Source organism: Streptomyces sp. NPDC098789 (assembly GCF_044759975.1).
Taxonomy (GTDB): domain Bacteria; phylum Actinomycetota; class Actinomycetes; order Streptomycetales; family Streptomycetaceae; genus Streptomyces.
In genome coordinates, this window is record NZ_JBIWAJ010000002.1 from 195035 (window position 1) to 206916 (window position 11882).

The 11882-nt window shown below is 70.5% G+C and carries 10 protein-coding genes; 2 read left to right on the plus strand and 8 right to left on the minus strand.

Going from position 1 to position 11882, the window contains the following annotated elements:
* Positions 1 to 61: 61 nt before the first annotated feature.
* Positions 62 to 628, plus strand: a complete 567-nt coding sequence (locus ACIQWR_RS05185; RefSeq protein WP_385772682.1) for a GPR1/FUN34/YaaH family transporter — start codon at positions 62 to 64, stop codon at positions 626 to 628.
* Between the two features lie 74 nt (positions 629 to 702).
* On the opposite strand, the gene glmS is transcribed toward ACIQWR_RS05185, so the two are convergent.
* The 3 genes from glmS to ACIQWR_RS05200 form a co-directional block, all read right to left on the minus strand.
* On the minus strand, positions 703 to 2520 hold the full coding sequence (gene glmS / locus ACIQWR_RS05190) for a glutamine--fructose-6-phosphate transaminase (isomerizing) (RefSeq protein WP_399266981.1): 1818 nt from the start codon (positions 2518 to 2520) through the stop codon (positions 703 to 705).
* A 67-nt stretch (positions 2521 to 2587) separates the two neighbouring features.
* Positions 2588 to 2863, minus strand: a complete 276-nt coding sequence (locus ACIQWR_RS05195; protein ID WP_354382483.1) for a hypothetical protein — start codon at positions 2861 to 2863, stop codon at positions 2588 to 2590.
* A gap of 107 nt (positions 2864 to 2970) precedes the next feature.
* Positions 2971 to 3894, minus strand: coding sequence for a DUF4429 domain-containing protein (locus ACIQWR_RS05200; protein ID WP_404005232.1), 924 nt, complete (start codon positions 3892 to 3894; stop codon positions 2971 to 2973).
* A 42-nt stretch (positions 3895 to 3936) separates the two neighbouring features.
* On the opposite strand from ACIQWR_RS05200, the gene ACIQWR_RS05205 reads away from it, so the two are divergent.
* On the plus strand, positions 3937 to 5532 hold the full coding sequence (locus ACIQWR_RS05205; protein WP_404005234.1) for a beta-N-acetylhexosaminidase: 1596 nt from the start codon (positions 3937 to 3939) through the stop codon (positions 5530 to 5532).
* An 85-nt stretch (positions 5533 to 5617) separates the two neighbouring features.
* Here the strand turns inward: ACIQWR_RS05205 and ACIQWR_RS05210 are convergent, their stop codons facing one another.
* The 5 genes from ACIQWR_RS05210 to ACIQWR_RS05230 form a co-directional block, all read right to left on the minus strand.
* Positions 5618 to 7399 carry an IucA/IucC family protein gene (locus ACIQWR_RS05210; protein WP_404005236.1) on the minus strand — a complete coding sequence of 594 codons (1782 nt, stop codon included), beginning with the start codon at positions 7397 to 7399 and terminating at the stop codon, positions 5618 to 5620.
* Positions 7396 to 7980, minus strand: coding sequence for a GNAT family N-acetyltransferase (locus ACIQWR_RS05215; RefSeq protein WP_404005237.1), 585 nt, complete (start codon positions 7978 to 7980; stop codon positions 7396 to 7398). Before ACIQWR_RS05215 ends, ACIQWR_RS05210 begins: the two co-directional genes overlap by 4 nt.
* On the minus strand, positions 7977 to 9296 hold the full coding sequence (locus ACIQWR_RS05220) for a lysine N(6)-hydroxylase/L-ornithine N(5)-oxygenase family protein (protein WP_404005238.1): 1320 nt from the start codon (positions 9294 to 9296) through the stop codon (positions 7977 to 7979). Before ACIQWR_RS05220 ends, ACIQWR_RS05215 begins: the two co-directional genes overlap by 4 nt.
* Positions 9280 to 10770 carry a pyridoxal phosphate-dependent decarboxylase family protein gene (locus tag ACIQWR_RS05225; protein WP_404005239.1) on the minus strand — a complete coding sequence of 497 codons (1491 nt, stop codon included), beginning with the start codon at positions 10768 to 10770 and terminating at the stop codon, positions 9280 to 9282. The genes ACIQWR_RS05220 and ACIQWR_RS05225 overlap by 17 nt, the downstream gene beginning before the upstream one ends.
* Before the next feature lie 187 nt (positions 10771 to 10957).
* Entirely contained in the window at positions 10958 to 11857 is a 900-nt protein-coding gene (locus ACIQWR_RS05230; RefSeq protein WP_404005240.1) for a siderophore-interacting protein, read from the minus strand.
* Positions 11858 to 11882 lie beyond the last annotated feature (25 nt).

The window sequence follows — 11882 nt, forward strand, 5'->3', positions numbered from 1 at the left end:
TGAAGGGTACATAAAAGTCGCTGGGACACAGCATAAAACTGCAGATCGAAGGGAGCCCGCCGTGGACAATGATGTCTCTGCGGGAAGCACTGCCACGACTTCGACCCTGGGGCACCTGGCCCTGGGTCTGACCCTTCTCGCGTTCGGAATCGGCCACACCGGCATCATCGACGGAGTGTCGGCGGCCGATTCCGTCTCGCTCGCCACGTACCTCGGCGGCCTCGCCCTGTTCGTCCTCGGGATCCTTGAGTACCGGGGCGGCAACGGCTTCAACGGCACTGCCTTCGCCGGACTCGGCGTCTTCTGGTTCACCTGGGCCAGTGGCGCGGGCGACAAGGTGTCGGCCGACGCAGGCGGAACGTTTCTGGTGCTGTTCGCCCTGCTCGCGCTGACCCTCACGGTCGGTGCCTCGGGCGGACTGTTCGGGCAGGGCATGTACGCCCTGCTGTTCCTCTCGCTGGTGCTGCTGGCGATCTCGGCCTTCGCGGACAGCGGCTCGCTGGCCAAGGCGGCGGGCTGGGTCGCGGCGGTCTCCGGACTGCTGGGCTGGTACGGAGCCACGGCGGCCCTCGCCAAGTGGCCGATGGCGCTCGGCCGGCGCTCCGGCGGAGCCGTCGCCGCGAGCTGAACCACGAACTGCCCCCCGTGCGCCGTGCGCACGGGGGGCAGTTCGCTGCCCGCCACCTCGGGCGGCGGGGTCGACTACTCGACGGTGACCGACTTGGCCAGGTTGCGCGGCTTGTCGATGTCCCGGCCCAGGGACAGGGCCGTGTGGTAGGCCAGCAGCTGGAGCGGGATCCCCATCAGGATCGGGTCCAGCTCGTCCTCGTTCTTCGGCACGACGATGGTGTGGTCGGCCTTCTCCTGCGCGCGGTGGGCCACCGCGAGGATGCGGCCGCTGCGGGCCTTGATCTCCTCCAGGGCCGCGCGGTTCTTCTCCAGCAGGTCGTCGTCCGGCACGATCGCGACGGTGGGCATCGCGGGCTCGATCAGGGCGAGCGGGCCGTGCTTGAGCTCGGAGGCCGGGTAGGCCTCGGCGTGGATGTAGGAGATCTCCTTGAGCTTGAGCGAGGCCTCCAGCGCGACCGGGTAACCGCGCACCCGGCCGATGAACATCATCGACTTGGCCTCGGCGTACTCGGCGGCCAGCTGCTTGATGTCCTCCTCGCCGTCGAGGATCTCCTGGATCTGCGCGGGCAGCTTGCGCAGGCCCTCGATGATCCGCTTGCCGTCGGTGACGGACAGGTCGCGGATGCGGCCGAGGTGCACGGCGAGCAGCGCGAAGGCGACCACCGTGTTGGTGAAGCACTTGGTGGAGACGACGCAGACCTCCGGGCCGGCGTGCACGTACACGCCGCCGTCGGCCTCGCGGGCGATGGCCGAGCCGACCACGTTGACCACGCCGAGGACGCGGGCGCCCTTGCGCTTGAGCTCCTGCACCGCCGCGAGCACGTCGTACGTCTCACCCGACTGCGACACCGCGATGTAGAGGGTGTCGGGGTCCACCACCGGGTTGCGGTAGCGGAATTCGGACGCGGGCTCGGCGTCGGCGGGGATCCGGGCCAGGCTCTCGATGAGGCCCGCGCCGATGAGGCCCGCGTGGTACGAGGTGCCGCAGCCCAGGATCTTGACCCGGCGGATGCCGCGCGCCTCGCGCGGGTCCAGGTTCAGGCCGCCCAGGTGGACGGTGTTGAACCGGTCGTCGATCCGGCCGCGCAGCACGCGGTCGACCGCGTCGACCTGCTCGGTGATCTCCTTGTGCATGTAGGTGTCGTGGCCGCCCATGTCGTAGGAGGCGGCCTCCCACTCCACGGTCTCGGGCGTGGCGGTGGTCGTCGTACCGCTCGTCGTGTAGGTGCGGAAGTCGTCGGCCTTGAGGGTCGCCATCTCGCCGTCGTTGAGGGTGACGACCTGGCGGGTGTGGGCGATCAGCGCGGCGACGTCGGAGGCGACGAGCATCTCCTTCTCGCCGATGCCGAGGATGACCGGCGAGCCGTTGCGGGCGACGACGATGCGGTCGGCGAAGTCGGAGTGCATCACGGCGATGCCGTAGGTGCCCTCGATGACCTTGAGCGCCTCGCGGACCTTCTCCTCCAGGGTGTTCGCCTGGGCGCGGGCGATCAGGTGGACGATCACCTCGGTGTCGGTCTCGGAGGCGAAGACGACCCCGTCGGCCTCCAGCTTGGCGCGCAGCTCGGAGGCGTTGTCGACGATGCCGTTGTGGACGACGGCGACCTTGTTCTCGGGGTCCAGGTGCGGGTGGGAGTTGTGGTCGCTCGGGGCGCCGTGGGTGGCCCAGCGGGTGTGCGCGATGCCGGTGGTGCCGGTGAAGCGCTTGGGGACCTTCGCCTCCAGGTCGCGGACCCGGCCCTTGGCCTTGACCATCTTCAGCGCGGGGGACTTCGGGGTGTTGACGACCATGCCGGCCGAGTCGTAACCGCGGTACTCCAGTCGCGCCAGCCCCTCCAGCAGCAGCGGTGCCACGTCACGCTTGCCGATGTAACCCACAATTCCGCACATACGGTTCTTGCCCCTCCTGAAGTTCGGTGTTCGTGCCCGGCGGCGGCCCCGTGGCCGCCCGGCCGGTTCAGCCGTAGACGATGCGGCGCAGCTGCCGCAGCGAGAGCTCCGGCGGCGCCACGGCGCGGTGCGGCAGTTCGCCCGCGATGCGCTCGAAGATGTCCGCGTTCACCGCGCCGCCGGACTGCAGCTCGCGGTGGCGGCGCCGGACGAATTCCTCGGTCGTCTCGTCGAAGTACGCGAGGACGTCGAGCACCACCCGGGCGGCTTCTCCGCGCTGCAGCGCGGTGCTGCGCACCAGGTGGTCGACGAGGTCGTCATGCGACGTGCGGCGGTCGGACACCCGTAGATACTGGCCGGTGATCTCCGGGAATGCAAAGATCCTGCCCGAAATCGGGCAGGATCTCGCTGGTACGGACCAACGGAAGCGAATAATCCGGTCGGGGTCGGTCAGAAACGACGCAAAACGGCCTGCTTCGTCGCCGCGAACTCCTCCGCGGTGAGCACCCCCGCCTGGTGCAGCTCGGCCAGCTCGCGCAGCCGCCGCAGCAGCACGTCGTGGTCCTCGGCCGGAGCCGCGGCCGCAGCCGGGCCCGCGCCGGAGTCGGAGTCGGTGGTCCCGGCCGAGGACAGCTCCTTCGGCCGTGCGCCGGCCGGTACGGCGTCCCGCGGCCCCGCCGGGTGCGGCATCCGCACCAGCACGGCCGCGGCCACCAGTGCCATCAGCGGGTCCTTCTTGAAGCCGAACAGCTCGACCGCGTACGGGTCGTACTTCGCGGCGGGTGCGGACGGCGCCCCCGTCAGAGCGAAGCGGAGCCAGCCGTTCTCCAGCCCCGTCGCCGGGAACCACTCCACCGACCCGAGCGCGCCCACCCGGAAGTCCCGGGCGCCGAAGGAGCTCTTGGCCTGCTCCGTCTTCCAGTTCCACTCCAGCGACACCCGGTCCCCGTCGAAGGAGACGGTCCCGTCCCCCGCGCCGACCGTGATCGGCACGGCGGGCCCGGCCAGCAGGTACGCGTCCACCGGCCCCGGATCCACCTGGTCCAGCAGCAGGGCGTTGCGCACCTCGTCCACGAAGTACTCGGCGACGCCGCTGCGGTTCGGCTCCACCGTCAGCACGTACGGATCGGAGCCCTCCGGCAGCCGTCCGCCCGTGACCTGGAGCAGCGGATCGGCCCCGTCCCGCAGGCGCAGCCGCAACCGGCCGCTCTTGCGCCCCGGTTCGAAGGAGATCCCCGCCAGCGCGCGCAGCGGGACGACCACCTCACCGAGGGTCTGCCGGAGCAGCCCCACCCCCTTGTCGCGGCCCGGAACGATGCGGACCGCCTCCCCGTCGAAGGTCCAATTGCCGTCCTTCTGGATGATTTCCGCCATCCAGGGATTCTCGCACCGCACGGGACGCCTATACCTGGCCACATGAGAGTCCCGCGCACCTTCGCCGCCCTGCTGGTCCTCATGGCGGCGGTCTCCTGCACCGCCGCCCACGGGGACGACGGGAAACCGGGGGCCGCGGCTCCCGTGCTCCCCGCCTTCCAACGACTGCTCCCGGCCCCCGAGCAGGCCCGGGCCACCGCCCCTGGCACCGGCTACCGGCTGGAGCCGGGCACGGTGATCCGCGCCGGCTCGGCCTCCTCCGCGGAAACCCGCGAGGCCGCCGAGCGGCTCGCCGAGCAGCTGCGCGCCAGCAGCGGGTACTCGCTGATGGTGGTGGACGGCGACCAGGTGGACGGGATCCTGCTGCGGATCGACGAGGACGCCGCGGACCTGGGGGACGAGGGGTACAAGCTCACCTCGGACGAGCACGCCGTGGTCCTCACCGCGCGCACCCCCGCCGGCCTCTTCTACGCGGTGCAGACCCTGCGCCAGCTCGTGCCGGCGGCGGGCGGCGGGATCGTCCAGGGCGGCACGATCACCGACCGGCCGCGCTTCGCCTACCGCGGGGCGATGCTCGACGTCGCCCGCCACTTCTTCCCGGTCGGCCAGGCCAAGCGGTACGTCGACCAGCTCGCCCAGTACAAGGTCAACAAGCTGCACGTGCACCTGAGCGACGACCAGGGCTGGCGGATCGCCGTCGACTCCTGGCCGCGGTTGGCGGAGTACGGGGGCGGCACCGAGGTCGGCACCGGGCCCGGCGGGTACTGGAGCAAGGAGGAGTACCGCTCCCTGGTGACGTACGCGGCCGAGCGGCACGTCGAGGTGGTGCCCGAGATCGACATGCCCGGGCACACGAACGCGGCCCTGGCCTCCTACGCGGAGCTGAACTGCGACGGCAAGGCCCCCAAGCGCTACACGGGGATCAGGGTCGGCTTCAGCTCCCTGTGCATGTCCGAGGCGAAGAAGGAGGTGACGTACCGCTTCATCGACGAGGTGCTCGGCGAGCTCGCGGAGCTGACCCCCGGCCCGTACCTGCACATCGGCGGCGACGAGGCGCACAGCACCGGCGCGGCGGACTACGCGACCTTCATGGACCGGGCGCAGCAGGCGGTGGCGAAGTACGGGAAGACGGCCGTGGCCTGGCACCAGCTGTCGGCGGCCCGCCCGGCGGACGGCACGGTGCTCCAGTACTGGGGGACCGCGATCACCTCGGCCGCCGAGAAGGAGAGGGTGGCGGACGCGGCGAAGAGCGGGCACCCGCTGATCCTGTCCCCGGGGGACCGGCTGTACCTCGACATGAAGTACGACCTGACCACGAGGCCGGGGCTGACCTGGGCCGGCTTCGTGCCGGTGAAGAAGGCCTACGACTGGGACCCGGGCAGCTACCTGAGCGCGGCCGGAGTGCCGGAGGACGCGGTGCTGGGAGTGGAGGCCCCGCTGTGGACGGAGACCATCGCGACCCGCGCCGACCTGGAGTTCATGGCCTTCCCGCGGGTGCTGGGCCTCGCGGAGCTGGGCTGGGCGCCCAAGGGCGCGCACGACTGGACGGCGTACCGGCAGCGGCTGGCCGAGCAGGGGCCGCGCCTCGACGAGCAGGGCGTGACCTTCTACCGGGCCCCGGACGTCCCCTGGTCCTGACCCCCGGGGGCGACGCGGGGCCGGGGCCGGACGAGCCGGGCGCGCTGTGCGAGGGACCGTATCGGACAGCGCGCCCGGCCCGCGGTCACCGCCGCGCGAAGGGCGCGACGGGGTTCTTGAGGGTGCCGATCAGCTGGAGCGCGGCGGCCGGGTCGGCGAGGTCGACCATCTGCTGGTTGTCGCGCAGCTGGAGCCGGTTCAGGCAGGACAGCTGGAACTCCTCGGCGAAGAGGTCGTAGCGCTCGAAGCGCTCCGCGAGCTGCGGCATCGACTCCTGGTAGTCGTGCCCGCAGTCGGCGACGGCGCGCCAGAAGGTGGACTCCTCGCAGATGCCCTCCGCCGCCAGGATCGAGCCCAGGAAGCGGAAGAAGCAGTCGAAGACGTCCGTGAAGATCGACAGGATCTTCATGTCCTCCGGGATGTCCGCCCGGACCCGCTCGACCGCGGGCGGCAGCACCGCGTCCGGGTCCATGATCACGATCTCCTCGGCGATGTCCTTGAAGATCGCCCGCTTCACCACGCCGCCCTCGATGACGAGGATGGTGTTCTCGCCGTGCGGCATGTACGCGAGGTCGTACTGGTAGAAGCAGTGCAGCAGCGGCACCAGGTAGGCGCGCAGGTACGAGCGCAGCCACTCGGCCGGGGTCAGCCCCGACTCCTCGATCAGGGCGCCCACGAAGGACTTCCCCTCGGAGTCGACGTGCAGCAGCGAGGCCATCGTGGCCAGGCGCTCGCCCTCGCGCAGGGACTCCACCGGGGACTCGCGCCAGAGCGCGGCCAGCATCTTGCGGTACGGGGAGTACCGGTCGGTGGCGCGCTCGTACTGGCGGTGGTGGTAGCCGATGGCCGCCCGCTCGCGGATGATCGAGAAGTCGACCGAGCGCAGTGTCTCGTCGCCCTGGATCAGCTGGTGCAGCCAGTCGTTGATGGCCGGGGTGGCCTCCATGTAGGCGGCGGAGAGGCCGCGCATGAAGCCCATGTTGAGGACCGAGATCGCCGTCTTGACGTAGTGCTTGTGCGGTGCGCTCCGGTTGAAGAAGGTCCGGATCGACTGCTGCGCGAGGTAGGCGTCCTCGCCCTCGCCCAGCAGCACCAGGCGCCGGTTGGCGATCTCGGCCGCGAAGGTGACCGAGGTCTTGTTCCACCACTGCCAGGGGTGGACCGGCAGCAGGTGGTAGTCCGCGAGGTCGAGACCCAGCTCGCGCAGCCGGGCGGCGAAGCCCTCGACGGCCTGCTCGCCCAGCTCGGCGCGGAGGAAGGAGTCGTGGTCCAGGCCGGCGCCCGCGGTGAAGGTGGAGACGTCCCGGTGCGCGGCGACCCACACGAGGTGGACGGGGCCGGCTGCCTCCGGGGCGTAGGAGAGGAACTCGTGGACGCCGAAGCCGAGGCGGCCGTTGTTCGCCACGAAGCAGGGGTGGCCCTCGGTCATGCCGGTCTCGATGTCCTGGAAGGAGGACGCGGCGAGGACGGCGGCGGGGGTCTGGTCCTTCGTGTACTTGAAGGCGGAACCGGCGAGGGTGGAGGAGATCTCCTCCAGGTACACCGGCAGCACCTCGGGGCTCAGCCCGAGCGCCCCGCGCAGCTCGATGTGGAAGTCGAGCGCGTCGAGGGGGAGTTCCCGGCCGCCCTGGTAGCGGGTGATCGAGGGCTCCTCGACCGCCCAGTGGTCCAGGGCGTGGCGGCGCGCGGTGAAGCGGTACTCCACGCTCCCGTCGTCGCTGCGGACGGCGTAGCGGTCCTCGCCGAGCGGCTCGGGGGTGAGCAGGCGCTCGTGCGAGAACTCCGCGAGGCCCTTGCGGACGAGGGCGCGGTTGGCGCGTTCCCACAGCTCGGGGGAGAGGTGGGAGACGGCGTCGGCGAGGCTCATGCGGAGGCTCCCTGCGCGGCGGTGGCCGCCTGGAACTGGGCGCGGGTGCAGAAGCTCAGCAGGGCTTCCTTCTCCGGCTTGGTGATCGGTCGCTCGGGTACGAAGCCGACGGCCTCGTTGAGGGCGTGCACGGCGGTGTTGACGACGTCGGGCTCGACGACCACGCGCACGGTGGCCGGGTCCTCGAACAGGGCCGCCACGACGGTGGTGATGACGGCGCGGGTGAACCCGTGCAGCGGCCGGTCGCTGGGGGCGACGAGGAAGTGCATGCCGACGTCCCCGGGCTCGGGGTCGTAGAGACCGACCAGCTCCAGCTCGCGCGGGTCGTAGCGCTCCATCAGGAAGGCCGGGCGGCCGTCGTGCAGTCCGATGAACGCCTCGTGGTGCTCGGCCGCGGCGATCCTCATGTACTCGCGCTCGATGTCCGGCAGCGAGGCGTCCTGCATCATCCAGAACGCGGCCTTCGGATGGGTGATCCAGCCGTGGAGCAGCTCCGCGTCGGCGAAGGGGTCCAGCGGGCGCACGGCGAAGGTGCCCAGCGCCGGATCGGTGCGGGTGAAGAGGGTGTGGGCGGTGCTCATACCAGGGCGCCTTCCGGGGCGGCGAACTGCTGGAACGCGATGGACTTCTCGACCTTGTAGTACTCGCGGCCGAGCAGCTCTCCGACGATGTACGCGTTGCGGTACGCGGCCATGCCCAGGTCGGGCGAGGTGATGGAGTGGTTGTGGACCGTTGCGTTCTGGAGGAACACGCCGCGGCCGGTGGTGTCGATGCTGTAGTTGCGGGCCGCGTCGGGCCGCCCGTGGCCGTCGAAGTTCAGCCGGTCGCGGACCGGGTCCAGGAACCGCGGCACGGTGTACTTGTAGCCCGTGGCCAGTACCAGGCCCTCGGTGGCGAGGGTGAAGTCGCGCTCCTGCTCCTCCTGGCGCAGCCCCAGGGTGTAGGTGCCCGTGGTGGTGTCGTACGCCGCGGAGTTCAGCGAGGTGTTGGTCATCAGGGTGGTCGGGACCGCGCCCGGTGAGGAGAGCTTCTTCTGGTAGAGCAGGTCGAAGATGGCGTTGATCAGCTCGCCGTCGATGCCCTTGAAGAGGTTCTTCTGCGAGGTCTCCAGGCGGTAGCGGGTCTCCTCGGGGAGCGCGTGGAAGTAGTCCACGTACTCGGGGGAGGTCATCTCCAGCGTCAGCTTGGTGTACTCCAGCGGGAAGAACCGCGGGGAGCGGGTGACCCAGTTGAGCCGGTAGCCGTGGATGTCGATCTCGGAGAGCAGGTCGTAGTAGATCTCGGCGGCGCTCTGGCCCGAGCCGACCAGCGTGATCGACTTCTTCTTCTGCAGCTCCGCCCTGTTCTCCATGTAGGCGGAGTTGTGGGTGAAGTCGCCGCCCAGCCGCGCGCAGGCCCGCGGGACGAAGGGCGGGGTGCCGGTGCCGAGGACCAGGCGGCGGGCGCGGTGCACGGAGCCCTGGTCGGTGTGGACCTCGTACAGCCCGGCCCGCTCGTCGTAGGTGACCTCGGTGACGGAGGTCGAGTAGAGGACGTTCTCCAGGCGGTCGGCGGCCCAGCGGCAGTAGTCGTTGTACTCGGCCCGCAGCGGGTAGAAGTTCTCCCGGATGTAGAAGGAGTACAGCCGGTCCTTGTCCTTCAGGTAGTTCAGGAAGGAGAAGGGCGAGGTCGGGTCGGCCAGCGTGACCAGGTCGGACATGAACGGCGTCTGCAGGTGCGCGCCGTCCAGGAACATCCCGGCGTGCCATTCGAAGTGCGGCTTCGACTCGATGAACAGGCCGTCGAGCTCGTCGATCGGCGCCGTCAGGCAGGCCAGACCCAGGTTGAAGGGACCGAGTCCGATGGCGATGAAGTCGTGGGGCCCGCGGGGGTCACGGAGGTCACGAGGCGTGGACAAGGGATTCTCCCAGGTACTGCTCGGCGTGGGCGGCGAGCAGGTCGAGGACGGCCGCGATGTCGGACGTCGTGGTCTGCGGGTTGAGGAGGGTGAACTTCAAGTACTGGTCGCCGTCCACCTTGGTGCCGGCGACGACGGCTTCGCCCGAGGCGAACAGGGCCTTGCGGGCGTGCAGGTTCGCCTCGTCGATCAGGTCGGCGCGGTACTCGCCCGCGTCCGCCGGGGGGACGTAGCGGAAGACCAGGGTGGAGATCTGCGGTTCGACGACGACCTGGAAGCGGGGGTCCGCGGCGATCAGCTTCCAGCCCTCGGCGGCCAGGTCGATGACCTCGTCGAAGAGCGAGCCGATGCCGTCCGCGCCCATCACGCGCAGGGTCATCCAGAGCTTGAGGGCGTCGAAGCGGCGCGTGGTCTGGATCGACTTGTCGACCTGGTTGGGGATGCGCTCCTCCGCCATCCGGCGCGGGTTGAGGTAGTCCGCGTGGTACGTGGCGTGCCCCAGGGTGTCGCGGTCGCGGACCAGTATCGCGCTGGAGGAGACGGGCTGGAAGAACGACTTGTGGTAGTCGACCGTGACCGAGTCGGCCCGCTCGATGCCGTCCAGGAGGTGCCGGCGGGTGGGGGAGGCCAGCAGGCCGCAGCCGTAGGCGGCGTCGACGTGCATCCACGCGGAGTGCTCGGCGGCCAGGTCCGCGATCTCCTGGAGCGGGTCGATGGACCCGAAGTCGGTGGTGCCCGCGGTGGCGACGACGGCCATCGGGAAGAGGCCCTCGCGGGCGCAGTCCTCCAGCTCCAGGGCGAGGATCGAGGTGTCCATCCGGCGCTTGGAGTCGCAGGGCACCGAGATGACCGCTTCGTAGCCGAGGCCGAGCATGGCGGCGGACTTCTGGACGCTGAAGTGGCTGCACTCGGAGGTGAAGATGCGAAGCTTCGGCAGCACCTGCGACTTGGGCAGCTCGGTGTCGCTGTTCCGCATGACGATCCGGCAGGCCTCGTCGCGGGCCAGGAGCAGCGCGTGGAAGTTCGACTGGCTGCCGCCGGAGGTGAAGACGCCGTCCGCGGTGGGGCCGAGTCCGATGCGCTCGGTGGTCCAGTCGATCAGGCGGCGCTCGATGAGCGTGCCGCCGATGGACTGGTCCCAGGTGTCGAGCGAGGAGTTGACGGCCGAGAGGACCGCCTCGCCGAGCACGGCCGGGATGACGACCGGGCAGTTGAGGTGGCCGAGGTAGCGCGGGTGGTGGAAGTACACCGCGTCGCGCAGGTAGACCTCTTCCAGCTCGTCCAGGACGAGCGCCGGGTCCGCCAGCGGCTTGTCCAGGTCGATCCCGTTGATGACCGGGGCGAGTTCGTCGACGGATATACCGGTGTGGGGGCGTTCCGTGGTGGCGATCTTGGCCGCCACGCGCGAGACGCCCTCGGTGACAGAACGCCGGTAGAGGTCCGCGGTCGTCTCGTTGAGCAGATGCTGGCGCATCAACGTGTTCCTCCGGGCAGGGAAGAGGGGTGGGGGGGAGGTGGTTAGGTTAGCCTAACCTAACCACCTGGCCAAATAGAGATGGGCCCTGGCTGAAAGCCAGGGCCCATCTCACAAATCGGGGGTGACAGCGCGGAGTCGGGTACCGCAACGCGGAGTCGGGTACTACGGCGCGAAGAGTCGGGTACTACAGCGCGGAGTCGGGGTCCTCGCTCGGAGCCCGGCCCGCGTACGCCTCGGCGAGGAGCTGCTCCTCGCTCCTGCCGAGCCGCCAGTAACCGGTGAAGCGCACCGCGCGCCGATCGACGCCGCGTTCCCGCACGACGTGGCGGCGGACCGCCCGCACCGTGCCCGACTCGCCCGCGATCCAGGCGTACGGGGCCTCCGCATCCGGGAGTTCGGCCGCCCGCAGCGCCTCCAGGACCTGGTCGGTGCGCCCGGGACCGTGGTCCGCGCGGACGATCCAGGTGATGTCGAGGTCCGCCGGGCTGGCCGGCGCGAGCCGGTCGTCCTCGTGGGGCACCTCGAACCAGGCCTTCACCGGTGTGCCGGCGGGGATCCGCTCCAGGACGGCCGCGGCCGCGGGCAGCGCGGTCTCGTCGGCGTACATCAGGACCGCGTCGGTGCCCGCGGGCGGCTGGAACCGTACGGACTTGTTCTCCGCGACGGCCGGGCCAATCGCCATGATCCGACGGCCGGAGACCGCCCTGCCCGCCCAGGAGGAGGCGGGGCCGCCGTCGCCGTGCAGCACGAAGTCGATGTCGACCTCGTCCACGCCCTGAGGCGTGCGGCGCTGCTCGCGCACGGTGTAGGAGCGCATCGCCGGACGCTCCTCCTCCGGCATCCCGCGCCAGGCGCCGAACCAGGTGTCCTCGTCCGTGGACGGGAGCTCGGTGTGCTCCTGGTGGGGCTGCGGGAGGAAGAGCGAGAGGCTCTGGTCGTAACCGCCGGAGCGGAAGTCCGCGAGGCCGGCGCCGCCGAACGTGACGCGCAGGAAGGAATGGCCGAGGCGCCGGGTGCGCAGTACTTCCATGGTGAAGAAGCGGAAGTGGGCGACGGCGGCCGGGGCCGGTGCGGTGACGGTCATGCGGAGGGTCCCCCCTGGGATGCGG

Bases quoted from the DNA above. Each gene is read 5' to 3' on its own strand.
- glmS (WP_399266981.1), bottom strand. From the start codon at position 2,520: ATGTGCGGAATTGTGGGTTACATCGGCAAGCGTGACGTGGCACCGCTG.
- ACIQWR_RS05200 (WP_404005232.1), bottom strand. From the start codon at position 3,894: ATGGCGGAAATCATCCAGAAGGACGGCAATTGGACCTTCGACGGGGAG.
- ACIQWR_RS05210 (WP_404005236.1), bottom strand. From the start codon at position 7,399: ATGAGCCTCGCCGACGCCGTCTCCCACCTCTCCCCCGAGCTGTGGGAA.
- ACIQWR_RS05215 (WP_404005237.1), bottom strand. From the start codon at position 7,980: ATGAGCACCGCCCACACCCTCTTCACCCGCACCGATCCGGCGCTGGGC.
- ACIQWR_RS05225 (WP_404005239.1), bottom strand. From the start codon at position 10,770: ATGCGCCAGCATCTGCTCAACGAGACGACCGCGGACCTCTACCGGCGT.
- ACIQWR_RS05230 (WP_404005240.1), bottom strand. From the start codon at position 11,857: ATGACCGTCACCGCACCGGCCCCGGCCGCCGTCGCCCACTTCCGCTTC.
- ACIQWR_RS05205 (WP_404005234.1), top strand. From the start codon at position 3,937: ATGAGAGTCCCGCGCACCTTCGCCGCCCTGCTGGTCCTCATGGCGGCG.